We start from the raw sequence: 24744 nt of genomic DNA on the forward strand, positions 1-24744 counted from the left end.
CGGACGGTCGGGACGGCCGGCTGCACCGGGCTGTCTCAACGGTCCGGGGACGCCTCGCCGAGAAGGACTCAGCGCTTGACGGCGTCGATCTTCAGCATCTTCGCGATGACCGAGTCGAGCTCGGAGTCGTCGAAGATCTTCTTCCAGTCGTCCTTGATGAGCGCCTCGCGGCCGTAGCCCATGGCGATGTGGCACGCCTCCGAGAAGGGGTTCGAGCCGCGCAGGCCGTTGGTCAGCGCGATCCAGGTGTGGCCGTAGAGCATCGCGCGCGCCGCCTCGTAGGGAACGCCGACGCCGTTGACCGTCTCGTCGAGCGCCTCCTTGAGGAACTCGCCGATCATGCAGGCGATGGTCTCGACGAGGGTCGGCTCGAGCACGGCGAGCTGCTTCACGGTCACCCAGTGCACGGCGATGACGGGCGCGTAGATCGTCGAGATGACGCCCTCGGCGATGGCCCGCACCTCGTCGTCGCCCTCCTCGAGGGCCGCGACGACCTCCTGCGGGGCCGCGATGCCGCCGAACGTGTCGGCCCATTCCTCGGGAGTGGTGCGCTCGAGGAACACCGAGGGGTGGCAGGGGTGCGCGACGGCGTAGTGGATGTCGTCGCGCTTCGCCAGCAGGCCCGCGTAGGCGGCCGCCGGGTCGAGCGTCAGGATGATCGCGCCCGACTTCATCTGCGGGATGACGTCCTCCGAGACCGCGCCGAGCACGACGTCGGGGACGGCGAGGATGACGACGTCGGCAGCGGCGACCGCCTCCGGGGTCGAGGTGATCTCGCGGCCCGCCTCGCGGGTGCGCTCCTGGCCGGCCGGGGAGGCCTCGCTGTACAGCGCGGTGTAGTCGGACTTCTGCAGGTTGTTCGAGACCCGCATGCCCATCTTCCCCCCGGCGCCGATGACGGCGACGGTGAGCGAGTGGGCGGCGGTGCCCGGGGTGGTGACGGTGGTGTCGGTCATGGGTTCCTTCTCCTCAGATGGTCGAGAGTGGTGGTGACCCACTCGGCTTCGAGCCGGGTGGTGACGAGTGCCTGCTCCGAGGCCGGGACGGAGTCCTGCCAGGGGAGCCAGAACTCGATGATCTGGGTGATGCCGCGCGCCTCGGGCTCGAGCAGCGCGAGCATGCCGTCGTAGTCGAGCCGGCCGTCGCCGAGCGCGGTGCCGGTGTAGACGAAGCCGACCCAGCCGGGGTTGCGGCTGAAGTCGAAGTCCTTCACGTGCCAGTTCGCGACGTAGGGGGCGCAGAGCGCGGTCACGTCGGCCGGCAGCTCGAGGTTCGCGACGGTGTTGGCGGGATCGAGGCAGATCCGGATCCGCGGGTGATCGAGGGTCGCGACCACGTCGACGAGATCCCCGGTGCTCACCTGCTCGTAGGTCTCGAGGGCGAGGGTCACCCCCGCCTCCTCGAGCTCCGGCCCGATCTCGCGGAGGCGGCGCAGCGTCTCGTCTCGGTCGGGCCGGTCCTCCCCCGAGGTCCACATGCTGCGCAGCAGCGTCACGTCGAGGGCCGCGGCCAGGTGGAGGTAGCGCCGGAGGTGCGCGGGGTCGGTGCCGCGCGTCCCGAGCTCGAGGGCGACGCCCTCCGCGGCGGCGAGCAGGCGCAGCGCCTCGAGTCGCTCCGCGTCGAACTCCTCGATGGCCGGGGTGTCGCACAGCTGCAGCAGCCCGACGCCGAGCGCCGCGGTCTCGCGCACCATGTCCTCGATGCCGAGCGGCTCGGGGACGCGGTCGGAGGAGCGCCAGAAGAAGGCGTAGCTGCTGAGTCCGATGCTGCTCCTGCCGCTCACGGCCTGGCCTCCGCGAGCGCGAGCGCCTCGTCGAGGATCGTGCGCACCGCCTCCGGATCGTGCGCGAAGCGGCCGAGGAAGAGCCCGGGCACGCGGCCCTCGAGCGCGGTCAGCAGGCCCGGCCCGGCGCTTCCTCCGTAGATCACGCGACTGCCCGCTCGGCCGGGGAGCGCCGTGAGCGCCACCTCGAGGGCGGTGACGACTCCGGCGATGAACGCGGGCTCGGCGGGCTCGGGCGCTCCGATCGCCCACACCGGCTCGTACGCCGCGAGGATCGGCCCGAGGGCTCCCGCGTCGTCGGCCGCCTCGAGTGCGGCGGAGATCTGCGCGAGCACCAGCTCGACGGCGTCCTCGACGCTGCCGCGCTCGGTCTCGCCGACGCAGAGCAGCGGCACGAGGTCGTTGCGGAACGCGGCGGCGACCTTCAGCCGGATGCGCTCCTCGTCGTCGCCGAACAGCGCTCGGCGCTCGGCGTGGCCGATCTCGACCAGACGGCAGCCGACCTCTCGCAGCTCGGCGCCGCTGACCTCGCCGGTGAACGCTCCCGCGTCCTCCCAGAACAGGTCCTGCGCGCCGACGGCGATGCCCGCCTCGGCCGCCAGCGTGCCGACGGGCACGAGGGAGGGGAAGGTCGGCACGACGAACAGCTCGACGGCGCCGGAGGTGATCGCCGGATGCGTCCGCGCCAGCTCCGAGACGCTGGTCGCCCAGTCGAGGGTGCGCGCGTGACCGAAGTACATCTTCAGGCTCACGCCGATCGTGAACGCCGGCGCCGGTCCGGCCGGAGTGGTCAGCACGAGCTCGGCGAGGCTGCCGAATCGGCCGGGTGCCCGGCCTCGTAGGCCTCGATGACCCGCACCTTCTCGGCGGAGGCGGAGGAGGTGTCGAACTCGTACCCCAGCCACTCCTTCGCGAGACGGCGGGCCAGCTCGATGCCCACCACGCGCTGGCCCATGCAGAGCACCTGCGCGTCGTTCGAGAGGATCGAGCGCTCGACCGAGAACGAGTCGTGCGCCGTGACGGCGCGGATGCCCGCGACCTTGTTCGCGGCGATCGCGACTCCGAGTCCCGTGCCGCAGATCAGGATCGCGCGGTCGGCGTCGCCGCGCGCCACCATCTCGGCGGCCGCGATGGCGACGCTCGGGTAGGGCGTGTGCGACTCGGCGTCGACTCCGACGTCGACGAGGCTCGCGACGCGCGGGTCCTTCTCGAGGTCGGCCTTGATGATCTGCTTGTAGTCGAAGCCGGCGTCGTCGGAGCCGACGACCAGACGGAACGGTGCGCTCATGGATGTTCTCCTCGTGCTCGTGGAATAGGGGCGGTGTCGACGCTACGCGCCGGTACGGGAGGCGCTCTCGACCAGCACCGCGCCGATCGCGGTGACGATCAGGGCGAGCGAGTGCGCGCCGGCGTCGGGGGTGCCGAGGCTCTTCTCGGCGTGCGGACGGGCGCGGCCCATCCTCGGCAGCAGCTGCGCGGTGGCGGCGGCGGCCCGGGTGCAGGCGACGGCGGCGGTGCGCCAGGCGTCGGCCAGCGGTGCGCCTGCGGCGATCTCTGCGCCGAGCACGTCGGCGAAGGGCACGAGGGAGTCGACCATGGTCTTGTCGCCCGGAGTCGCGCCGAACCCGAGGATCGCGGTCCGCGCCTTCTCGACTCCCGCGAGCACCGACTCCGCGCTGGGCCGCTCGCTGTCGCCGAGCGCCGCTCCGACGGCGTCGAGGGCAGCGCCCCAGAGGGCCCCGGAGGTGCCGCCCGCGCGATCGGACCAGGCGTCGCCCGCGTGGGCGAGCACCGTTCCCGAGCCCGCGCCGGCCTCGAGCGCGGCGCGAGCGGTAGCGACGGCCGCGTGCACACCGCGCTGCATCCCGATGCCGTGATCGCCGTCTCCGGCGACCGCGTCGATGCGGCCGAGCTCGTCGGCGTTCTCGTCGATGACGCGCTCGGTCGCCTCGAGGGCGGCGAGGACGGTGGCGGCGGCGGCGCGGGAGTCGTCGGACGCCTCTGCGATCGCGACCGGCCCCGCGGTCTCCTCCGCGGTGTCGACCGCCGGGGCCGCGGTGCGGACGGCGCCCTTGCGGTAGGCCGGGGTCTCGGCCGGAGCCGCCCACAGCCGCTCGAGCTCGTCGTCGACCCAGAAGAGGGTGAGCGAGACGCCTGCCATGTCGAAGCTGGTGACGAGCTCGCCGACCTCGGGCTCGAGCACCTCGACGCCGAGCGCGCGCAGGCGCCGCTCGACGCCCGAGTAGACGACGAACAGCTCCTCGTACTTGACCGAGCCGAGCCCGTTGAGGATCACCACGAGGCGGGCGCCGTCGAGCGACTCGACGTCGTCGGGCCGCTCGGCGAGCAGCGACTCGACCAGCAGCCCGGCGAGGCCGTCGGCCGACGGGACGTCGTCCTCGCGGATGCCGGGCTCGCCGTGGATGCCCATGCCGACCGCCATGCGACCCTCCGGCACCTCGAACAGCGGCTCCGACGCTCCGGGCAGCGAGCAGCCCGAGAACGCGACGCCGAACGAGCGCGTGCGCTCGTTCGCGAGGGCGGCGATCCGCTCGACCTCGTCGAGCGACGCACCCTCCTGGGCCGCGGCTCCCGCGACCTTGAAGACGGTGAGGTCACCCGCGATGCCGCGGCGCTTGTGCTTCTCGTGCGGTGCGGCACTCGAGATGTCGTCGGTCACCGTCACGGTGCGCACGTCGATCCCCTCCGACCGGAGGCGGCGCTCGGCCGCGTCGAAGTTGAGCACGTCCCCGGCGTAGTTGCCGTAGCTGAGCAGCACGCCTCCGCCGTGCTCGGCCGCCTTCGCGACCGAGTGCACCTGCTGCGCCGACGGGGAGGCGAAGAGGTTCCCCATCGCCGCCCCGTGCGCGAGCCCCTGACCGACCAGCCCGCCGAACGCCGGGTAGTGACCCGAGCCGCCGCCGACGACCAGCGCGACCGAGCCGGGCTCGCTCGCGGTCGAGCGCACCACGCCTCCCTGCACCCGCCGCACGAAGCGGCGGTTCGCGGCGACGAAGCCGTCGATCATCTCGTCGGCGAAGTCGGACGGGTCGTTGTAGAGCCGGGTCATGCGTTCAGTCCTGTTCGGTGCGGTGTCGGGAGGCGGGCGTCGGTGCGCTCGGGCGTCAGTGCGCTCGGGCGTCGGTGCGCGACGAGTTCAGTGCGCGATGACGTCGACGCTCGGCGCGTCCAGCGGTGCGTCCTTGTACTTGCGGGCCAGCAGCGACATCAGCACGGCCGAGAGCAGGAGGAAGAACCCGACGAAGAACATCGGCACCTCGTAGCCCCCCGTCGCGTCCCTCAGCGCACCCGTGATGTACGGCGCCGAGAAGCCGGCGAGGTTGCCGACCGTGTTGATCAGCGCGATGCCCGCGGCCGCCGCTGCTCCGGTGAGGAAGCGCGTCGGGAAGGTCCAGAAGTTGGGCAGCGCCGAGAAGATCGCCATCGCGGTGACGGTGATGACCGCGATCGTCGCCGCCGGCGAGCCGGCGAAGAGCGCGAGCGGGATGCTCAGGCCGCCGGCGATCGCCGGGATGACGATGTGCCAGGTGCGGACTCCGCGGCGGGTCGCGTCGCGCGACCAGAGGTAGAGCGCGATGGCGGCGGGCACGTACGGGATCGCGGTGATCAGCCCCTTCTCGAAGATGCCGAAGGTGGTGCCGTACTGCTCCTGGAAGCCCTCGATGATCGTGGGGAGGAAGAACGCGAGCGCGTAGAGGCCGTAGATGAAGCCGAAGTAGACGAAGCTCAGCATCCAGACGCGGCCGCTCGTGAAGGCCGACGACATCCTGGGGTGCGTGGTGACGCCCTTGGTCTTGACGTCCTCCTCGCGCTGCAGGGCGGTGGTGAGCCAGACCTGCTCCTCGCGGGTCAGCCACTTCGCGTCGGAGGGCTTGTCCTTGAGGTAGAACCAGGCGATCACGCCGACGAGGATCGCGGGGATCGAGACGCCGAGGAACATGAAGCGCCAGCCCTCGAGACCGAAGATGCCGTCCTGCTCGATCAGCAGGCCCGCGAGCGGGGCGCCGATCACCGTGGTGAGGGGCTGTGCCAGGTAGAAGAGAGCGAGGATCTTGGAGCGGTGCTTCGCCGGGACCCAGAGGCTGAGGAAGAGGATCGCGCCGGGGAAGAAGCCGGCCTCCGCGACTCCGAGGAGGAAGCGCAGGGCGACCAGCTGCTCGAAGTTCTGCACCCAGGTGAACAGGAGCGCGACGATGCCCCAGCTGACCATGATGCGGGCGAGCCAGCGGCGGGCGCCGAAGCGGTGCAGCGCCAGGTTGCTCGGCACCTCGAGGAGGATGTAGCCGATGAAGAACACGCCCGAGGCGAAGCCGAACTGGGCGGCCGAGAGGGCGAGGTCCGCCTCCATGCCGTTGGGAGCGGCGAAGCCGATCGCGGTGCGGTCGAGGTAGTTGATGAAGAACATCAGGGCGACGAACGGCACGAGGCGCACCGAGATCTTCCTGATCGCACTCTTCTCGACGGCGGCGTCGGCCGCCGGCCGCGTGCCGGTCTGAGGGGGAAGGTCCACGTCGATCTCCTGATCCATGTCAACGACTGTGTTGGGGCCCGATCGGCGAGAATTGGCTGACCGGTTGACCAATTAGATGATGCTCCTCCGCCGATCTCCTGTCAACCGGTTCGGGTCTCGCGTCGCGGGCGTCCGCGGGCTCCGGCGGTTGCTAGCGTCGGAGCATGCCGGCGTACCCCGAAGACGACCCGTCCCTCGTGCGCCTCGAGCTGCAGACGCTGCCGCGCGGCACCGCGGTCGCCGAGGTGGCCAAGCAGCTCACCTCCCTCCTCACCCGCGGCGACCTGGTGCCCGGCTCGCGGCTGCCGCCCGAGCGCCAGCTCGCCGAGAGCCTCGGAGTCGGCCGCTCGGCCGTCCGCGAGGCGCTCGCCGCCCTCGAGATCCTCGGCATCGTGACGGTGCGACCCGGCTCGGGGACCTACCTGCGCGACAGCACCTCCGAGCTCCTGCCGACGACGCTCAGCTGGGGCCTGATGCTGTCCGCCGGACGCACCGCCGAGCTCATCGAGGTCCGCGGCGGACTCGAGATCCAGGCCGCCATGCTGGCCGCGATCCGGATCGACGACGAGGGACTCGAGAAGCTGCGCGCGCATCTCGCGGCGATGGAGTCGCATCTCGACGACATCAGCGCCTTCGTCGACGCCGACGTGCGCTTCCACCTGCAGATCGCCCTCAGCGCCGAGAACGTCGTCCTGCGCGACCTGCTGCAGACCATCCGCTCCCTGCTGCGGCTCTGGGTCGAGCGGGCACTGAGCAGCCCGGAGCAGGCGCTCGACGCGTTCACCGAGCACCGCGCCGTGCTCGAGGCGATCGAGGCGCGCGACCCCGCCGCAGCCGCGCGGGCCATGGAGGCGCACATGAGCACCGCCTCCCGCCGCCTCGCCGACACCGGGAGCTGACCCGGGCGCGCGACGGCCCACGGACCCTCTACCGGGACGCCCGGCTCGGCCCGGGTGCGAGCTCCAGGCGCACGGCGTCACCCGGCGCGAGCCGCAGCGGCCCGCCGTCCGGAGCTTCGACGCTCGCCCGCCGGTACCGCACCACCCCGTCGGTCGCGACGTCGACGGCCTCGCCACCGAGGTTGCCGAGGAGCACGACGCGCTTCCCGGCGTGCGTCCCGCCGATCGCCGCGAGCCCGGGGGCGTCGACGTCGAGGCGGGCCGACCCGCTGAGCTCCGCCGCCCACTCGAGGACGCGGCCGGCGGCCGTCGCTCCGCCCCGTGACACGACTCCGCGCGGACCCCACTGCTCGAAGTAGGCGAGGGAGTCGACGGTCTCGACCGCGAGCGCATCGAGGCTGCCCACCACCCAGGCGGCCAGCGCCGGCGCCTCCTGGCGCTCGTCCGTCGCCCCGGAGACGTGCTGGGGCCCGTAGCCTCCGCCGTCGACATCGGGATCACCCGGATCGAACGGCGAGGTCGACACCGCGTTCATTCGCGCGCCGAGCGTCACCGGGCCGATGTGGAGGCGCCGTCCGGCTGCGATCGCGCGCGCGTCGCGCACCACGGTCCGCTGGACCGCGAGCGATTCGACGAGCTGGTGCCCCGATCGGTCGTGCATGAACGGGGTGATGCTGAAGGCGAGCGCGGCGTCGACCGGAGCGAGTGCCTCCGCCCCCCGGTTGAGTTCGGTGAAGTGCGCACGGACGCCGCCGACGACGACGATGCCCCGCTCCCCCGCCGCGCGACGCGCCTCCTCGAAGAGAAGCGGCTCGCTGAGGTGGCTCTGCGCGCCGAAGGCCCCCAGCCGCAGCAGCGGCGCGTCGCCCGCCTCGGCCAGGACGACCGCGATGTCGTCGGGGGTCGCCGCCACGATGCGCAGGTCGACCGCTCCCGGAGCGTCCTCGAGCGCTCGGCGCAGTGCCCGGCGCCACCCTGTCCAGCGTGGATCGCACTCGACCAGGAGTCCGAGCTTGCTGGTGCGAACCGGGCGCTCGGCCTCCGGTGCGCTCGACGCGGCCGTGAGGATCTCGGGGAGCGGGTGTCGCGCCTCCCCTGTGCGGATCGTCACCGCGGTGGCGACCTCGGGAACGGGCTCCTCGGCCGCGGAGAAGCGCGACGCCCCGCGGCCGCACTCGAGGCGGAGGCTCTGGCGGATCGTCTCGCCCTCGTCGACCGCGACGGGGAAGGGCAGGTCGAGCGGAGTGGAGTAGGTCTTGAACGAGCCGTCGGTCCAGTTGCGCTGGTCCTCCATCTCGAAGACGTCGCCCTCGAACGCCAGCGAGACCGGGACCGCGTCGGCGACCCAGGCGAGCCCCGCGAGGTCGCGGGCGGGCTGGTGGGCGGCGATGCGCTCGGGGAAGGCGAGCGAACGGGTGACCCCGTCGGTGCAACGCGCCTCGAGCGGCGCACCGGCCGACTCCGGACCGTGCAGCACGATCAGGCCGAGCCGGTTCCGGAGGAAGGAGGAGACGGCGATCGCCTCGAGCGCGACCGTGAGCGCCGAGTCCTCCACGCCGACGCGGAGGGTCCAGTGGATCCGCGCCGCGCCGTCCGAGCTCTCGCCCTCGATCAGGAGGCCTCCGCCCGCCGCCACCGCGCTGCTGCGGGTGGTCGGCAGCGTGCCCCAGTCGCGGTCGCGCGCCACGAAGCGCACGCCCCGCAGGATCCGCGCCGATCCGAACCGGATGTCGTCGATGCGGCCGTCGGACAGGCGCATCGACCAGTCGCCCGCGCGGAGGAGCCGCTCGTCGCGTTCCGAGGGCTGGAGGAGGTCGTCGGGGACGGAGGGGGCCGACGGCACGAGGCGGATCGAGGTCATGCTCAGAGTGTCGTCATGCCGCCGTCGACGCGGAAGAGGGCGCCGGTCGCGTAGCTCGACTCGTCGCTGGCGAGGTAGACCATGATCCCCTCGACGTCCTCCGCCGATCCGGGGCGGCCGAGCGGGATGCGCGAGGTGATCGCCGCGCGCGCCTCGGCGTCGCCCGAGATCGCGGTGACGAGCGGAGTCTCGGTGTAGCCCGGCACGACGGTGTTGACCCGGATGCCCTCGTGGGCGTAGGCGGCGGCGACGGTGCGCGCCAGGCCGTGGATCCCGGCCTTCGAGCTGCTGTAGGCCGTGAAGTCCTGACCCTCGCCGTTGAGACCGGTCGGGCTGCCGGTGAGGATGATCGACCCTCCCCGGCCGAGCAGTGCGCGCACGGCGTGCTTCACGGTCAGGAACGTGCCGGTGAGGTTGATGTCGATCGTCCGGCGCCAGGCCTCGAGCGAGAGGTCGGCGATCTTCGCGTCCTGCCCGAAGAGCTGCACTCCGGCGTTCGCGACGACGACGTCCGGCGCGAGGCCGTCGGCGGCGAGACGGGCGAAGGCCTCCTCGACGCTCGTCTCGTCCGAGATGTCGAGGGCGACCGCCACGGATCCGTCGAAGGCGGAGGAGGCGCTCTCGGCCGCGGCGAGGTCGCGGTCGGTGAAGGCGACGCGTGCACCCTCCCGGGCGAAGCGCTCCGCGACGGCCCGGCCGATGCCGGAGCCGGCTCCGGTGACGAGGGCGGTCTTGCCAGTGAGACGTCCGGTCATGTGTGCTCTCCTTCGAGTCGATCTGGACCGATCCTAGGAGGCGAACCGGTTGACCGCACCAGTTCCGCGGCGCGTTGCTCGTCGGAGCTCTCGTCCGCGGCACGAGCGCTCCCCCTCCGCGACCCCTTGACCGGCCCCTCGCCGAGCCGCCACGCTCGCTCTACTCGTCCCACACCACTCGCTTCCCGGAGGTCACCATGAAGGTCGGCTCACTCGTTCTCCGTCTCGCCGTCGGCGGACTCTTCGTCGGGCACGGACTGCAGAAGCTCCGCGGCTCGTTCGGCGGCCCCGGTCTCGAGGGCACCGCGCAGATGATGGAGAGCCTCGAGATGCACCCGCCCCGACGCAACGCCGTCGCGGCCGCGGTCACCGAGACGGCCGGAGGCGCCGCTCTCGCGCTGGGCGCGGTGACGCCCCTCGCGGCAGCCGGCCTGATCGCCACGATGATCACGGCCGTGCGCAAGGTGCACTGGAGCAACGGCCTGTGGAATGCGGGCGGCGGCTGGGAGTTCAACGGCGTGCTGGTCGCGGTGACGACGGCGATCGTCGCCGACGGCCCCGGCGCCCTGTCGCTCGACGGGCTGCTCGGCAAGAAGAAGTGGGGCGCCGGCTGGGCGCTGATCGCCCTGGTCGCCGGGGCCGCCGCCTCCACCGCCGCGATCGAGGCCGGCCGCCGCGCCGCCGCGGCTCCGGAGGAGGGCACCGCGAGCGAGACCCTCACCTCGCCCGACTCCCCCACCTCCGCCGCCGACGGCACCGCCTGAGGCACACGGTCGCGGCCGGCGGTCGAGCAGTCGCCGCGGGGGCGTATCGGGACCCGCCCGCCCGCTACCGTCGCAGCATGACCTCCGCCGATCCTGACACCCCCGACCTCTGGCAGCGCGCCGTCGACCGGCTGTGGGAGCACGAGGACCCCGAGCACGTCGTCGACCGCATGCGGATCCTCGCCGCCCGCTTCCCCGGCACCGACGGCTCCGCCCACTTCGAGCTGGGCGGCGCACTCGACAGCGCCGGCCACGAGGAGGAGGCGGCCGAGCAGTACGCGCTGGCGCTCGCTGCGGGCCTCGACGACGAGCGTCGCGCGCGCCTCACGATCCAGTTCGCCTCCACGCTGCGCAACCTGGGTCGCACCGAGGAGGCGGTCGTCCTCCTCGAGTCGGCTCCTCCTCACCCTGCGATCGGCCCTGCCCGCGAGTTCTTCCTGGCGCTCGCCCTGCACAGCGCCGGCCGACCGGACGACGCCCTCCGCACCGCGCTCGAGGCGCTCGTTCCCACCCTCCCCCGCTACCAGCGCTCGGCAGCCGCGTATGCCGCGGAGCTGACCCCGGGCGCTCCGAGTTCCTCCGCTCAGGCCTGATAGGCTCGGCGGTCGGTGCCCGCTCAGTCTCGGCCGGCGGCACTCCTCACTCCGCGGCAGCGCGTCGATCTGGCCCTTGGAGAGATCGACGGCGTCCTGCACGGAGTCCAGAACGGTGATGGTGCGCTTCTCGAGCGGTGCCACTCCGCCTCAGGGGCGCTCGGAGGCCGAGACGAGTGATCGCGACGCCTCGTCGATCACCCAGTCCGGGAGGGATCGATAGTTGAAGACCGAGGTGTAGAGCTGAGCCATCGAGTAGCCGGGGTCGATCCGCAGCGCCGAGTCGAGGTGGACCGCGGCCAGTGAGGCCACACCGCGAGACCACCAGCACCAGGCGAGCACGGTCAGGACCGCCGGTCGCGACTCGAGGGGAGCGAGCGCGGCCAGCCGAGCCAGAGCGTCGGTGGCCGGACCGATCCTGTCGCGATCGGGCCCGGAGCCTGTCCCCATCAGGAGCGCCGCGGCCGCGATGTCATGCGCGTCCGCGTCCTCCGATGCGAGTTCGCGCTCCACGATCTCGTCCATGGTCTCGCCGGTGAACGCCTGCACCGCCTCCAACCGGCGCTGCCGGCGACGGGACTCCTCCGCCGCCTCCCGCCCGAGCGCGATCTGGATCGTCAGCTGGTCGCGCAGGGGCGGCGACTGCAGGATCCGGATGATCCGCGCCTCCCACTGCGGCGTCACCCCGCCCTCCAGCCAGCGCTCCACCGTCGGGATCACGTTCCGCTCCCGATCCACCGCACCTCGCGCGAGGACCGCCGCGACGACGGCGCGGTCGTCGTCGTCCACCGCGGGCAGCGAGGCGAGGGCGACGACGTCCAGCGGCTCCGGAGTCGCCGCACGGGCGAAGAGACCCGTCTCGCTGGTCTCGATCTCGGAGAGCGGCCGCGGACGCCGGGTCTCCGTGGGAACGGTGTAGCGCCCCCAGCCGTCGTCTGCGACCCAGGCCACACCGACGATCCCGAAGTCGGTGCGCTCGACCCGTCGCAGGATCGCCCGGCCCAGCTCCAGCATCGGGACGCCTCCCGACTGCTCGTACGAGGCCGCGGTGTAGACCACGGCGAGCACGGAGCCGGCGTGCGGCACGGACCGGATGATGCGCACGCACCCGCGCGCCAGCTCCTCGATCTCCGCTCGTCGGAGGCGCTCCGGGAGCGGGATCCGGAAGCCGCCACTCGCTCTCCTGCCGAGGAACGGAACGACGACGAGCGAGTTCTCGGGTCGCATCCCGATCATCGACGGGACGGCCGAGAGCAGATCCTCGAAGCCGCTCGCACGGAGCAGCTCGGGTTCTCGATCGGGGACTCGGTGGGAGGGGCCTGACGCGGGGTGCTCGGTTCTGGTCATGGCGGACACCGTCCTCCACCGGTGCCACCGGCGGGGAGCGCGCAGCAGCATCCGTGGACGGAGTGCTTCGCTCGCCGCCTGGGGAGGAGAGCGTGTCAGCTCCTCCGGGCGCCCCTCGGCTCGGTTCCGGCCGAGTCGAGCGCTCCCCGCACGCGCTCCACCGCGGTCGACAGGCCGTCGAGCACCGCCGGCTCGCCGTCCAGCCGGTAGTCGACCTCCGTCGGGATCCAGACGAGGGCGGACAGCAGGCCCTCCACCGTCTCGGACTCGACCGGCCACCGCGTCCGACTCGCATCCAGCGCCTCGGCTCCGGCCGACCACCGACCGAGCACCTCGATCACCTCCCGCAGCGGGAGCGACAGCACCACGTCGAGGCGGAACCGCCCGTCGAGCCCCGCGTCCGTCTGCGCGTCCGGCGGCACGCGCGCCTCGAAACGCACTCTCGTGCCGACGACACGGCTCATCCGATCGAGCCGGAACGTCCGCCACCCTTCGCGGCGCAGATCCCAGCAGACGACCACCCACGTGCGGTGGGTGGACACCACGGCGTGCGGATCGACGAGCCGATCGGTCTCGGTGCCGTCCGCCGCCGTGTAGTGGAACCGGATCCGCTCCTGGTCGCGGCAGGCGAGCGCGAGCCTCCCGAGAAGCTCCTGCGGCACCACCGCCTCGCGGCGGCGCCCCCACCGCTGCAGGCCGCTGACGGCGGCGACGCGCTCGCGCAGGGCGGCCGGGAGCACCTGCTCGAACTTCGCCAGAGCGCTCAGTGTCGTGCGCTCGCCGTCCACCAGACCCTCGTCCGCCGCGAGACGGAGCCCGACCGCCACGGTCACCGCCTCGTCGTCGCTCAGGAGGAGCGGCGGGACGCGCGTTCCCGCCTCCAGCCGGTAGCCGCCGGCAGCGCCCCTGGCCGCCAGCACCCGGTAGCCGAGGCTCCGCAGCCGCTCGACGTCGCGGCGGAGGGTGCGCTCGGTCACCCCGAGCCGCGAGGCGAGTGCGGGTCCCGACCACTGCTGGTGGGTCTGCAGCAGGTCGAGCAGTGACAGGACGCGCGAGGTGGTCTCGGACATGTGTCGATTCTGCTCGGCAATCAGGACAGGAAGCGACCTGATGGACCTCTACGGTCATGACCAGACGCGGAGGCGGTCATCGGCTCCGGGATCACGACGAGAAGGAGAGACCCATGGACATGAAGCTCGAGCTGGTCCCCGTGCCGGTGACGGACGTCGACCGCGCGAAGGACTTCTACGTGACCTCGATCGGCTTCGTCGCCGATCACGACCACGTGGTGAACGAGGGTCTGCGCTTCGTGCAGCTGACCCCGCCCGGCTCGGCCTGCTCGATCGTGCTGGGCGTCGGCATCACCGAGATGGAGCCGGGATCGCAGAAGGGACTGCAGATGGTGGTCGAGAACGCCGAGCAGGCCCGGGAGGAGCTGCTCGGCCGCGGCGCGCCGGTGTCCGAGATCGACTCCCAGCCGTGGGGCGAGTTCGTGTACTTCGCCGACCCCGACGGCAACACCTGGGCGCTCCAGCAGATCGTGTACCCGAGCTGAGCCTGCCGGCGGCCCGGGATCGCGGGCCGCCGGACGGCATCAGAACTCGGCTCGGAACGGCCCCGCCTCCGTCGGCGCGACACCGTACCCGCCGAGGAAGTGCAGCGTGACCGCCATTCCCGGCTCGAGGCTCCGGAGGAAGACGAAGAAGGAGCCGTCCGCGCTCACCTCCGACGTCGCCGTGCGCTGCCGATCGAGCTCCTCGCCCTCGGCCAGGGCGGTCATCAGCACCGTGCCGTTGTCGGCCGGCTTCCCGTCGGCTCGCAGCACGACCCCGGAGGCGCCCGGCTCGGCGAAGAACGCGACGTCTTCGATGCGGGTGGCCCGGCCGGAGTCGACCTCGAGGGTGGCGCCCCCGGTGCAGAGCGCAGCGCACACGCCGGACACCCACCCCGAGATCTCGAGCACGTTCGACTGCTCCCAGATCAGGCCGCGATGCTGCTCGACGAACCCCTGCCAGACCGGGTCGCCGTCGAGCGACTCCGTCATGACCTCGATCTCACGCGACTGCCGCGCGGGGAGGGACAGCCAGGCGTGCTCGAGGTAGGTGCGGTAGAAGGGCGACGTCTGCCTCACGCGCGGGTAGACGATCGCCGTCTCATCGGTCGGGTTCTCGAGCCTCACGGTGAAGCGCTTGCGCGCCGAAGGAGACGCGCTCTCCGACCAGAACCGGTCGTAGTTCGACTGCGCCGTGTTGTCGCGGTCGCTGCTCTCGTGGATCGCCGGGTCGCCGGGCTCCTCGTAGAGCGGGATGTCGACGACGATGCAGTGGTGCCCGCTCCCCGGCGCCACCCAGGTGATCCCGAGCTCTCGCACCTGCCCCGCCGGGATGGTCACCGGATCGGAGACGCCGAGCGGCTCCAGGGCCGGCGGCGGAGCGTCGGTGCCGTTCGTGGTCAGGTTCTTGATCGAGAAGGAGGCGCGGACGTCGCGGGCGTCGACACCCCCGCGGTTCCGCACACGGGCGACCAGACGGTTCGGGTTGCCGCCCCACGGGACGTTCAGCCACCGGGCGTCCGCGTCGCTCTTCGCGTTGCGCACCTCGATGTCAGGGCTCTGCCACTGCTTGTCGCCGTTCGGCCACGGCCGGATGGAGAGCTCGGGGCGCGCCTCCGAGTCGTAGCGGATCTGCAGGTCGGCGCTGTCGGGTCTTACGGCGACGACCTTCGCGACGAAGTCCTTGGGGGCTCCCTCGGTGAAGTCCTTCTCGCGGTAGTCGTCGCCGGGCGAGAGGAACGCGCCCTGCCGGAGGATCCCGTCGGTGTCGTCGATCGCGTCCGGATCGTCGTACAGCCTCAGCGTCATCGGTCTCGAGTCGTAGTTCTGCCCGCCGATCGGCGAGACGACGTCGACTCCCACGACGACCTCGTTCATCGGCAGCTGCGCGTCACCGAGCGAGGCGCCCTGTCGGCTGCGGTACTCGAAGTAGTAGTTGCGGCCGTTCGCGATGCGCACCTCGATCCCCCGGAGCGACCCCGGCGGGATCGTCTTCGTCTGCAGCGCCTGCAGCGTCACGGGCTGCAGGACGGGGGCGCCTCCGGCGGCGGCGAAGTCGAACGAGCGGATCTCGGCGGGTGCTATCCACCCCAGCGCCATCCGCATCGACAGGCTGAGCTGCGGCAGACCCCGGTCTCGATGCATCAGATCCCAGTCCCGCAGCGCGCGCTCGGCGTTGCCGGCGTTCATCCACGGGTAGAGGTAGAGGTCGGGCAGCCCGAGGGTGTGCCCGAGCTCGTGGGCGAGCGTCTCGTACAGCTGACGGCCGTCGAGTGCCGTCCAGTCGGCCGGCATGAACAGGAGCGGTATCGTGCGGTCCACGCCGTCGAGCTTGACCGTCTGCGTCGACTGCTGCGGCCAGACGTAGCGGCCGATGCTCATCGGAGTCGGCGGAGAGACGGTGCCGTCCGGCGCGCTCGCCGTGCGGACCACGAACGCGACGGCATCCGTCTTCGAGAGGTCGAGCACCGGTGGCCTCGGCGGAGTCGCCGAGGCGGCGTCGGCGTTGGCCTGGGCGACCAGGGAAGCGAAGGCCTTCCACGTGTCGGGCTTCGGGTTCCATCGCCGGGGTCGCGTCATCCCCGGGTTCGCCGGATCCGGCTCGGTCTCGACCTCGAAGTAGTCCTCCCAGGGGCCGGTCGTGTGCAGGGGCCCGGCGATCGCGTTCCCGACCAGGCGCACGGACAGCTTGCCGTAGGACGTCTCGGCGAAGTAATCGGACACCGACCGGGTGACGCCTCCCAGGGTCACGCCGTCCACCATCGCGTCCTTCCAGTCCTTCCTGATCGCCGAGAGGTCGGCCGCGGGATAGGTCGCCGTCGTCGTGTCCACCAGCACGATGCCGACCCGCCAGACCGGGCCGACGGGGTACACGCCGATGTTCTGCGGTCCCGCGCTCCCCCCTCCCCAGGCGTGGCGCACGACGGGTGCGTCGACCGCGCCCGTGACACTGAACGACGGACCGGCCGTCGCATCCGCCCACCGGTCGTCGACCGAGAAGCGGGCCCGGCCGACGGTCTCGCCGGTGGAGCTGTCGGTCGCGATCACCGTCGACTCGCCCGGCCTCCAGCCGGCGAGCAGGAGGAGGTGCGGGTCGGAGGCATCGAACGTGTCGTCCCGCGAGGGCGAGACGGAGCCGTGGTCCTCGTCCTCGACGCTCAGGACGACGTCGTCGACCGACAGTCCACTGCCGAGGAGCTCCAGCCGGACGGGCGTGTAGGCGCCGAGGAACAGCGGAGCCGGATCGATGACGAGACGGACGGGGTCGGTCGTCCCGAGCGGGACCGGGTAGTCGAAGAGGGATCCACCGGCCGCGATCATCGCGCGGTCCGGGCCGAGCGCGATCGCGGCGGTGACGGGAGCGCCGGCGCCGATCGGAGGAAGACTCCGCACGAGTCCCGCGTCCGAGACCGCCGCGACCTCGCCCCCAGCGCCGACGACCAGGCACCAGCCGGTTCCGAGATCGGCGATGCGGTGGCCGAACGTCAGCGGCGCCTGCGTCGCACGCCGCACCGTCGCCGCGCCCAGGTCCGCGACGTCGACGTGGACGCCTCCTGCGACGGGGACCAGCAGATGCACGGTCGTCGCCGCAGCGTCCACGGCGAGAGCCGAGACGCCGTCGAGACCCGGGACCAGGACCGCCGATCCGGCCGCCGGCGGCATCGCGAGACGTTCGAGGAGCGTCCCACCCGAGGAGAGCACGGCCAGTCCCGGATCGGGTTCGGGGTCGCGGAGGAAGGCGAGGGCGCGCACCGGCCCGGCCGGTTCGGGCAGGCCCGTCGCCGCCGCGCGGTCGGCCCCCGACAGTCTGCCGAGCCAGAGCCCGTCGCCGGCCGCGACGGCGACCCGGCGACTCGGCCCGTGCACCGCGACCCCGATCGGCGCGGTGTAGCCCGAGCCGATCGACCGGGTCTCGTAGAGCCCGTCCTCCTCCCGGAGGAGATCGACGACGCTCACGCGACCCGACCGTTCGAGCACCACGACCACCTGCCGTGATTCCGAGTAGTCGAGTCCGACGATCTCGGTGAAGTCTGTTGCGACGAGCTGTGCGGGCATGCCGCCCCGCCCTTCCGGGCGCGCCGAGCGCACCCTGTCGACCCGCACGCGCAGGCGGTGCGGGATCCGCTGACGATCTCTTCCGGCAGCACGCCGTGGTCGGCGGCCGGAGAGGCGGCATCGTCGGCGACGCGTGCGATCCGGCGCTGAGCGCCGGACGAGGGGCAGCTGGAGTCTCCTCCTGGGTGGCCGACTTGTCCAGGTACCGAGAGGCGACGGGGCCGGGTGCCCCGATCCGGATCACGGTGAGACGATCGCGTCTCTCGCGACACTGTCAGAGTGAGAGCGGGAGGAGGTGCGGCCGTGACGATCGTCGAGGAGTCCGACGCCGAGCTCGTGCGGCGAGCCGCGGCAGGCAGCGAGGTCGCCTTCCGCACCCTCTATCGCGCCTACATCCGCCCGGTCTACTGGCTCGCGCACGGCCTGCTGCACGACGCGGGCGATGCCGAGGACGTCGCTCAAGAGACGTTCGTCGTCGCCTGGAGGAAGCTCGGCGACCTCGACCTCGTGAGCGACTCGATCCTTCCGTGGCTCGCCACGATCTGCCGGTTCCAGGCCGCGAACCGGGCCCGTTCCCGCCGGCGCGATCGCGAGCAGACGGTCGAGGCCGACGACGACCTGGCCTCCCCGCACGACCTCGAGCAGCAGATGGTGACGGCGGCACTCACCGAGGCGATCCTCCGCGAGACGGAGGGGCTCGCCGAGCTCGACCGGGCGATCTTCCGGCTCTGCGCCACCGAGGGCCGCGCCTACGACGAGGCAGCGGCCGCCCTCGGCGTCTCGCACGCCACCGTCCGCAACCGCCTCTCGCGCGTCAGACGACGCCTCCGCCTGGTGGTCGACGACTTCCGAGGAGCCGAGCAGCCATGACAGAACCCCTCACCCTCCCCCCGCTCGACGACGTGCGCGTCTCCGCCCTCGAGGCGCGGGTCTTCCGCTCGATCGCCGCCTCCCGCGCAGCACGAGCGACCCGACGCCGGCGGGCGGCCGCTCTCGGAGGGGTCGCCGCCGGGCTCCTCGTCGTCGCGGTGGTCATCGGTCCGCTCGTCGGCGGCGCGGGCCTCGGCGCGTCCTCGAGCGCGGGCAGCTCGGCCGCCGACGGGGCCGCGGTCTCCGGAGAGAGCGGCGCCGTCTCGAACCCGCAGGTCGCCCCCGAGTCGGCCGACAGCGCGGCGGGTGATGCGTCCGGCGACGCGGCATCGACCCGTGAGATCGTCTCGAGCGCGTCGGCCACCGTCGAGGTCGACTCGGTCGCCGACGCGCTCGCCGCCCTCACGACCACCGCCACCGAGCTCGGCGGCTACGTCGAGAGCTCGACCACGTCCTCACTCGAGACAGGCAGCGATTCGACGGGCACGGGCGCGATGGGTGCCGACTCGATGAGCGCCGATTCGATGGCTGTCGATCCCTACCTCTTCCAGCCGCTGCCCGACGGGGCCGGAGTCATCACGATCCGCGTGCCCGCCGATCGCCTCGCCGATGCACGCGGATCGCTCGCCTCCCTGGGGGCGGTGACCGCGACCTCGATCAGCCGCCAAGACGTCACGACGCAGGCGATCGACCTGCGCGCCAGGGTCGATTCCGCGCAGGCCTCGGTCGACAGGCTGACCGAGCTCGTCGCCCAGGCCGGCAGCCTCGCCGATCTCCTGGCCGCGGAGTCCGCCCTCGCCGACCGCCAGGCCTCCCTCGAGTCCTACCAGCAGCAGCTCACGGCACTCGAGAGTCAGGTCTCCCTCGCCTCGCTCACGGTCACCGCGGTGCCGGAGTCGCCCCCCACCTCCGCAGAGCCCGCCGGCTTCATCGACGGTCTCCTCGCCGGCTGGAACGGCCTGATCGCCGCCGCGAACGGCGCGCTGATCGGCATCGGCTTCCTGCTCCCCTGGCTCGCCGTGGTCGGGGTCGTCGCCCTGATCGTCGTCGCCATCCGGCGCCGCCGCGGCCCTCCCCGTCCTCCCCAGAGCAGCGGGGCCGAGGCACCCGACGCCTGATCACCCCCGGTGGGGGGCTAAGCGCTGAGGAGCTCCGGGCACCATGGGTCAGGCGCGCAGCACCTTCTCCATCGACCGGCTCGTCCTGAGCTCATCGACGAGCTTGTCGAGTCGGCGGATGTTCTGCATGAGGGGATCCTCGACCTCCTCGACCCGCACCCCGCAGATCATTCCGGTGACCAGCTCAGCGTTCGGGTTCATCCTCGCCGAAGCGAAGAACTCCTCGAAGGTCGTGCCGCTCTCGAGGTGCTCGCGCAGCTCCTCGTCCGAGTATCCGGTCAGCCACGCAATGACCGCATCGACATCGGCCTGCGTCCGCCCCCTCCGCTCCGCCTTGGCGACGTAGTGCGGGTACACCGAGGCGACGCTCGTCGCAAAGATCCTGTGCATGCTCGAAGGCTAGTCCCGCGGCCTCGTCCGCGGGGCCCGGTCGGGCACGGCCGCAGCACGAGGAGGCACCCGGAACGGACACCCGCGCTGCTCGAGGCGCCTGCGGCATCGATCTGCGACATGCCCTCGGGAGCGGCCGGAAGCGGCGCGTCCTGCCGCGCAGAGAAGTCCAGACCGGCCGCAGACATGACGAAGCCCCGATGAGAACAGCGTCTCATCAGGGCTTTCTGTCGGGCTGACAGGATTTGAACCTGCGACCCCTTGACCCCCAGTCAAGTGCGCTACCAAGCTGCGCCACAGCCCGTGGCAGTCCGGACCGAGGTCCGGGCAACTCGACTACCCTAGCGGATCCCGCCTCCGGAAGTGAAAACGACCGGTGCTCGGCGCCCGTAGACTCGCGGGGCGCCGAGCGGCGCAGAGCAGGGTCGCACGGGGTGCGCCGGGACGAGAAGGGCCAAGCAGTGGACGCACGGCAGAGACGGTCGCAGACGGCACTGCACGCAGCCATCATCGACCTGGCCACTGCCCGCGACGTCTCGACGCTCACCGTCTCCGACATCACCGATCGCGCAGGGGTGAACCGCTCGACCTTCTACGCTCACGCCGCGTCGGCGGCCGAGCTGCTCTGCGCGGCGCTCCGCTCCGAGCTCGACACCATTCGCGACGGGTACCTCGCCGAGCTCCGGGCGGGAGCCACGACGGCCGCGACGATCCGCACCGGGACCGCCAGGATCCTCGGGCACCTCGAGGGCCACCGCGAGCTCTACCTCCGCGCGTTCGATGCAGCCGGAGGCGACTCGGGCCTGCGCGAGATGCTGACCGTCCACTTCCGCTTCTCGGTCGTCGCCACGATCGAGACCGGGATGCTCGAGATCCCCGAGGACGACGGGCTCGGGGCCTTCCTCGCGGACGGGACGGCCGCCTACCTCGCCGCCGGATCCACCGGCCTGATGGAGGCGTGGCTGCGCCTCCCGGCTCCCCGCCGCCCCGAGACCTACCTCGCCGCCTACCGACGGCTGCTGCCGCCGTGGTGGCCGTTCGCCTAGAACCGAACCGCCCGCCGCCACCTCCGGCTCGCACAGACACGTCCGGCTCGCGGGATCCGAGGATTCCCGCGAGCCGGAGGCGGAACGACGAGCCGGAGCGCCTAGCGCTCGCGCTTCTCGCGCACGCGCATGTTGACGTTCACCGGCGAGCCCTCGAACCCGTAGATCTCCCGGAGGCGCCGCGCGATGTAGCGACGGTAGCCCGGGTCGAGGAACCCGGTCGTGAAGAGCACGAAGGTCGGCGGGCGCGACGACGCCTGGGTGCCGAACAGCACGCGCGGCTGCTTGCCTCCGCGCAGCGGGTGCGGGTGCGCCGCGGTGAGCTCGGCGAGGAACGCGTTGAACTTGCCGGTCGGGATGCGGGTGTCCCACGACTCGAGGGCGAGCTCGAGAGCGGGCACCAGCTTCTCGAGGTGCCGGCCGGTGCGGGCCGAGATGTTGACGCGCGGTGCCCAGGCGACGTGCGCGAGGTCCTTCTCGATCTCGCGCTCGAGGTAGCGTCGCCGCTCGTCGTCGAGCAGGTCCCACTTGTTGAAGGCGAGCACGAGCGCACGGCCCGACTCGAGGACGAGGTCGATGATCCGGACGTCCTGCTCCGAGATCGGCTGCGAGACGTCGATCACGACGACCGCGACCTCGGCCTTCTCGAGCGCGGTGGAGGTGCGCAGCGACGCGTAGAAGTCGGCGCCCTGCTGCAGGTGCACGCGGCGGCGGATGCCGGCGGTGTCGACGAAGCGCCACACCTTGCCCGCGATCTCGACCTGCTCGTCGACCGGGTCGCGCGTGGTGCCGGCGAGCTCGTTGACGACGACGCGCTCCTCCCCCGCAGCCTTGTTCAGGAGGCTCGACTTGCCCACGTTCGGGCGTCCGAGGATCGCGACGCGGCGCGGTCCGCCGACCTCGCGCTTGGCGACGGCCGACTCGAGCGGCAGCTTCGCGAGCACCGTGTCGAGCAGGTCGGCGACCCCGCGACCGTGGACGGCCGAGACCGGGTAGGGCTCGCCGAGTCCGAGCGACCACAGCGACGCGGCGTTCGGCTCCTGCCGCACGTCGTCGACCTTGTTCGCGGCGAGGAACACCGGCTTCTTCGTCTTGCGCAGCAGCCGCACGACGTGCTCATCGGTCGCCGTCGCCCCGACGTTCGCGTCGACCACGAAGATGACGGCGTCGGCGAGATCGATCGCGATCTCGGCCTGCATGGCGACGGAGGCGTCGATCCCGCGCGCATCCGGCTCCCACCCGCCGGTGTCGACGATGGTGAACGCCCGGTCGATCCACTCCGCCTTGTACGAGACGCGGTCGCGGGTCACGCCCGGCGTGTCCTCGACGACGGCCTCGCGGCGACCGAGGATGCGGTTCACGAGAGCCGACTTGCCGACGTTCGGGCGGCCGACGATCGCCACGACCGGCAGCGCCGGGAGGTAGCGCACCTCGTCGGAGTCGCCGGTCGCGAACTCGAGGAGGTCGCGGTCCTCCTCGTCGAGGTCGTAGTCCTCGAGTCCGCTGCGGAGCGCCTGTGCGCGGGAGGCGGCGAGCTGCTCGTCGACGTCGCCGAGACGCTCGACGAGATCGTCGTCCGGGAAGTTCAGCTCGTCGTCACCGACGCGCGTGTCCTGTGCCATGATCGGCCCTTGCTCTCGAAGTTCGGACCTCGGCGATGACCGCATCGACGGTCTGCTCGAAGTCGAGATGAGTGGAGTCGAGAAGAGTGACTCCTTCTGCGGCGTTCATGAAGTCGACCACCTGGGAGTCGGCGCGGTCCCTCGACCGCAGTGCCTGACCCGTCGCCTCAGCGGATTGCGTGGTGACCTCGCGCGAACGCCTCGCCATCCTAGCCTCTTCGCTCGCGGTCAGGAGGATCCGGACCGCTGCGGTGGGAGCGACGACGGTCGTGATGTCGCGTCCCTCGACGATGATCCCCGCCTGCCGGGTCTCGCCGATGATGCGGCGGAAGAGGAGCGTGATCCTGCGGCGCACCTCCGGCACCTTCGCGACGGCCGACACCTGCGCGGTCACCCGCGGTTCGCGGATGGCCGCCGTGACCTCGGTCCGGCCGACCCAGACCGAGTAGGTCTCGGGGTCGGTGCCGATCGAGTAGTCGAAGCCGTCGAGCGCGTCGACGATCGCGTTCTCGTCCGAGAAGTCGAGCCCGGTGTCGAGCCCGTGCCAGGCGAGTGCCCGGTAGGCGGCGCCCGTGTCGAGGAACTCGAAGCCGAGCCGGCGGGCGGCCTCCCGCGAGACGCTCGACTTGCCGCTGCCGGCGGGCCCGTCGACCGCGACGACGAGGACGTCGCCGAAGTCCTGGCTGCCCTCCGTCCGCGGTCCGCGCGAGCGCTCGGGAGCGGCGCCCCCGTCCTCCGGGATGCTCTGCTGCGCGCGGCGCGCGGGAGTCATGCGGTTCAGGCCGCCGTCCTGTCTGTTCTGCTCGGTGCTCATGCGCTCTGCTCGGTGCTCATCCGGCGATCCTCCAGCCGCGTGCGGTCAGTTCGTCGGTCAGCGGTGCGACCGCCTCCGGCACCACCGAGATCTCGGCGAGGCCCACGCGGCGCCCCTCCGCGTGCTCGAGGCGCACGTCCTCCAGGTTGACCCCGGCCTCGCCGATCTCGACGAGGAGGCGCGCCAGGGTTCCCGGAACGTCGTCGATCAGCACGATCAGGGTCGAGAACCGCTCGGCCTGGCCGTGCTTGCCCGGCAGGCGGGCGACGCCCGCGTTGCCGGCGGCGAGGTGCTCGGCGAGGAGGCGGCGCGCACCCGGCGCGTCGAGCTCGCGCAGCGCGTCGGCCACGGCCGCCACGTCGTCGCGGAAGGCGTCGAGCACAGCGACGACGTGGGCGCGGTTGGCGGCGAGGATCTGCACCCACAGCTCGGGGGCCGAGGAGGCGAGACGGGTGACGTCGCGCACGCCCTGGCCCGCCAGCCGCAGCGCGTCATCGGGAGCGTCGAGCAGGCGCTGACCGAGCAGCGACGAGATCACCTGCGGCGCGTGCGAGACGAGACCGACCGACAGGTCGTGCTCCTCCGGGTCCATCTCGACGATCGCGGCACCGAGGTCGAGGGCGAGCGCCTCCACCCGGGCGAGGGCGTCGGGCGCGGTCTCGCCGTCGCGGCAGACGACCCACGGCCGACCCACGAACAGGTCGCCACGGGCCGCGACCGGGCCGCCGCGCTCGCGCCCGGCCATGGGGTGCGAGCCGATGTAGCGGACGAGGTCGATCCCGCGCTCGCGCAGCTCGCGGAGCGGCTGCATCTTGACGCTCGCGACATCGGTCACGACGGCGTCGGGGTACGCGGCGAGCTCGCGCTCGACCACGCTCGCCACGACGTCGGGCGGGACGCAGACGACGATCAGCGCCGGTCGGTCGTCGTCGGAGGCGGTGCGGCCGGCCCCGTAGTCGACGGCGAGCGAGAGGCTGGCCGGAGAGGCGTCGTCGAGGACGACGTCGACCCCGCGAGAGGCGAGTCCGAGTCCGATGGAGGCACCGAGGAGTCCCGAGCCGACAACCCGCACCGTCCCCGTCGTCCGCATCGCGGGCGGTGCGGGGTGCAGGAGCTCGTTCACCCCGACAGCCTACCGATCCGGTCGTCGCTGCTTGTCGCGCCCGGTGCGACGAGGAGGCGCCTCCCGCCGATCCGTCGACGACGAGGTCCGGGGCGAGGGCCGGCGGCCCGGCGCCTCGGTG

22 protein-coding genes and 1 tRNA gene are annotated in these 24744 nt (G+C 72.2%); 7 read left to right on the forward strand and 16 right to left on the reverse strand.

Annotation, left to right across the window (positions count from 1 at the left end; translation table 11 throughout):
• Positions 1–68: 68 nt before the first annotated feature.
• The 6 genes from B9Y99_RS09000 to B9Y99_RS09025 all read right to left on the reverse strand — a co-directional run bounded on the left by B9Y99_RS09000 (position 69) and on the right by B9Y99_RS09025 (position 6332).
• Entirely contained in the window at positions 69–956 is an 888-nt protein-coding gene (locus B9Y99_RS09000) for a phosphogluconate dehydrogenase C-terminal domain-containing protein (protein WP_085476128.1), read from the reverse strand.
• Positions 953–1783, reverse strand: coding sequence for a sugar phosphate isomerase/epimerase family protein (locus B9Y99_RS09005; protein WP_244274806.1), 831 nt, complete (start codon positions 1781–1783; stop codon positions 953–955). The genes B9Y99_RS09000 and B9Y99_RS09005 overlap by 4 nt, the downstream gene beginning before the upstream one ends.
• Complete coding sequence (locus B9Y99_RS09010; RefSeq protein WP_244274807.1) at positions 1780–2580, reverse strand: triose-phosphate isomerase family protein; 801 nt, start codon at positions 2578–2580, stop codon at positions 1780–1782. The genes B9Y99_RS09005 and B9Y99_RS09010 overlap by 4 nt, the downstream gene beginning before the upstream one ends.
• A complete protein-coding gene (locus tag B9Y99_RS09015) occupies positions 2574–3071 on the reverse strand; it encodes a ribose-5-phosphate isomerase (protein WP_085476129.1) in 498 nt (165 codons plus the stop codon). The genes B9Y99_RS09010 and B9Y99_RS09015 overlap by 7 nt, the downstream gene beginning before the upstream one ends.
• Positions 3072–3113: 42 nt before the next feature.
• Positions 3114–4853 carry a dihydroxyacetone kinase family protein gene (locus tag B9Y99_RS09020; RefSeq protein WP_085476130.1) on the reverse strand — a complete coding sequence of 580 codons (1740 nt, stop codon included), beginning with the start codon at positions 4851–4853 and terminating at the stop codon, positions 3114–3116.
• Between the two features lie 87 nt (positions 4854–4940).
• Positions 4941–6332: an MFS transporter gene (locus tag B9Y99_RS09025; RefSeq protein ID WP_085476131.1), complete on the reverse strand. Its 1392-nt coding sequence runs from the start codon at positions 6330–6332 to the stop codon at positions 4941–4943.
• A gap of 146 nt (positions 6333–6478) precedes the next feature.
• Between B9Y99_RS09025 and B9Y99_RS09030 the strand changes: the two genes are divergently transcribed.
• Positions 6479–7213 carry a FadR/GntR family transcriptional regulator gene (locus B9Y99_RS09030; RefSeq protein WP_085476132.1) on the forward strand — a complete coding sequence of 245 codons (735 nt, stop codon included), beginning with the start codon at positions 6479–6481 and terminating at the stop codon, positions 7211–7213.
• A 28-nt stretch (positions 7214–7241) separates the two neighbouring features.
• On the opposite strand, the gene B9Y99_RS09035 is transcribed toward B9Y99_RS09030, so the two are convergent.
• Positions 7242–9074 (reverse strand): D-apionate lactonase family protein, encoded by a 1833-nt coding sequence (locus B9Y99_RS09035; RefSeq protein ID WP_085476133.1) that lies wholly within the window; start codon positions 9072–9074, stop codon positions 7242–7244.
• 2 nt (positions 9075–9076) lie between these two features.
• Positions 9077–9829 (reverse strand): SDR family NAD(P)-dependent oxidoreductase, encoded by a 753-nt coding sequence (locus B9Y99_RS09040; protein WP_085476134.1) that lies wholly within the window; start codon positions 9827–9829, stop codon positions 9077–9079.
• Positions 9830–10026: 197 nt separating this feature from the next.
• Here B9Y99_RS09040 and B9Y99_RS09045 point away from each other — a divergent pair, with 197 nt between their 5' ends.
• Both B9Y99_RS09045 and B9Y99_RS09050 read left to right on the forward strand, forming a co-directional pair.
• Positions 10027–10593, forward strand: coding sequence for a DoxX family protein (locus B9Y99_RS09045; RefSeq protein ID WP_085476135.1), 567 nt, complete (start codon positions 10027–10029; stop codon positions 10591–10593).
• A gap of 77 nt (positions 10594–10670) precedes the next feature.
• Entirely contained in the window at positions 10671–11186 is a 516-nt protein-coding gene (locus B9Y99_RS09050) for a tetratricopeptide repeat protein (protein WP_244274808.1), read from the forward strand.
• A gap of 150 nt (positions 11187–11336) precedes the next feature.
• On the opposite strand, the gene B9Y99_RS09055 is transcribed toward B9Y99_RS09050, so the two are convergent.
• Both B9Y99_RS09055 and B9Y99_RS09060 read right to left on the reverse strand, forming a co-directional pair.
• Positions 11337–12533 carry a DUF4192 family protein gene (locus B9Y99_RS09055; RefSeq protein ID WP_165759568.1) on the reverse strand — a complete coding sequence of 399 codons (1197 nt, stop codon included), beginning with the start codon at positions 12531–12533 and terminating at the stop codon, positions 11337–11339.
• Between the two features lie 95 nt (positions 12534–12628).
• Positions 12629–13603 carry a helix-turn-helix transcriptional regulator gene (locus B9Y99_RS09060; RefSeq protein WP_085476137.1) on the reverse strand — a complete coding sequence of 325 codons (975 nt, stop codon included), beginning with the start codon at positions 13601–13603 and terminating at the stop codon, positions 12629–12631.
• Positions 13604–13716: 113 nt separating this feature from the next.
• Here B9Y99_RS09060 and B9Y99_RS09065 point away from each other — a divergent pair, with 113 nt between their 5' ends.
• Complete coding sequence (locus B9Y99_RS09065; RefSeq protein WP_085476138.1) at positions 13717–14088, forward strand: VOC family protein; 372 nt, start codon at positions 13717–13719, stop codon at positions 14086–14088.
• 39 nt (positions 14089–14127) lie between these two features.
• Here B9Y99_RS09065 and B9Y99_RS09070 read toward each other — a convergent pair whose 3' ends face one another.
• The gene (locus B9Y99_RS09070; RefSeq protein WP_085476139.1) at positions 14128–17640 is read right to left on the reverse strand and encodes a metallopeptidase domain-containing protein; all 3513 of its coding nucleotides are present in this window, start codon (positions 17638–17640) and stop codon (positions 14128–14130) included.
• A 303-nt stretch (positions 17641–17943) separates the two neighbouring features.
• On the opposite strand from B9Y99_RS09070, the gene B9Y99_RS09075 reads away from it, so the two are divergent.
• Positions 17944–18510: an RNA polymerase sigma factor gene (locus B9Y99_RS09075; RefSeq protein WP_085476140.1), complete on the forward strand. Its 567-nt coding sequence runs from the start codon at positions 17944–17946 to the stop codon at positions 18508–18510.
• Positions 18507–19628: a DUF4349 domain-containing protein gene (locus B9Y99_RS09080; protein WP_085476141.1), complete on the forward strand. Its 1122-nt coding sequence runs from the start codon at positions 18507–18509 to the stop codon at positions 19626–19628. Before B9Y99_RS09075 ends, B9Y99_RS09080 begins: the two co-directional genes overlap by 4 nt.
• A gap of 48 nt (positions 19629–19676) precedes the next feature.
• On the opposite strand, the gene B9Y99_RS09085 is transcribed toward B9Y99_RS09080, so the two are convergent.
• Together B9Y99_RS09085 and B9Y99_RS09090 are read right to left on the reverse strand one after the other, a co-directional pair.
• Positions 19677–20018: a DUF2200 domain-containing protein gene (locus tag B9Y99_RS09085; protein WP_085476142.1), complete on the reverse strand. Its 342-nt coding sequence runs from the start codon at positions 20016–20018 to the stop codon at positions 19677–19679.
• A 230-nt stretch (positions 20019–20248) separates the two neighbouring features.
• Positions 20249–20322 (reverse strand) — tRNA-Pro (locus B9Y99_RS09090).
• 157 nt (positions 20323–20479) lie between these two features.
• On the opposite strand from B9Y99_RS09090, the gene B9Y99_RS09095 reads away from it, so the two are divergent.
• A complete protein-coding gene (locus tag B9Y99_RS09095; RefSeq protein WP_165759569.1) occupies positions 20480–21064 on the forward strand; it encodes a TetR/AcrR family transcriptional regulator in 585 nt (194 codons plus the stop codon).
• Positions 21065–21165: 101 nt separating this feature from the next.
• Here B9Y99_RS09095 and der read toward each other — a convergent pair whose 3' ends face one another.
• From der to B9Y99_RS09110, 3 genes are read right to left on the reverse strand one after another with little or no spacing between them, the layout of a single operon-like run.
• Positions 21166–22686, reverse strand: a complete 1521-nt coding sequence (gene der, locus B9Y99_RS09100) for a ribosome biogenesis GTPase Der (RefSeq protein ID WP_085476144.1) — start codon at positions 22684–22686, stop codon at positions 21166–21168.
• Positions 22661–23500, reverse strand: coding sequence for a (d)CMP kinase (cmk, locus tag B9Y99_RS09105; RefSeq protein WP_244274809.1), 840 nt, complete (start codon positions 23498–23500; stop codon positions 22661–22663). Before cmk ends, der begins: the two co-directional genes overlap by 26 nt.
• 16 nt (positions 23501–23516) lie before the next feature.
• On the reverse strand, positions 23517–24590 hold the full coding sequence (locus tag B9Y99_RS09110) for a prephenate dehydrogenase (protein ID WP_085476333.1): 1074 nt from the start codon (positions 24588–24590) through the stop codon (positions 23517–23519).
• Positions 24591–24744: the final 154 nt, after the last annotated feature.

Source organism: Rathayibacter oskolensis (genome assembly GCF_900177245.1).
Taxonomy (GTDB): domain Bacteria; phylum Actinomycetota; class Actinomycetes; order Actinomycetales; family Microbacteriaceae; genus Rathayibacter; species Rathayibacter oskolensis.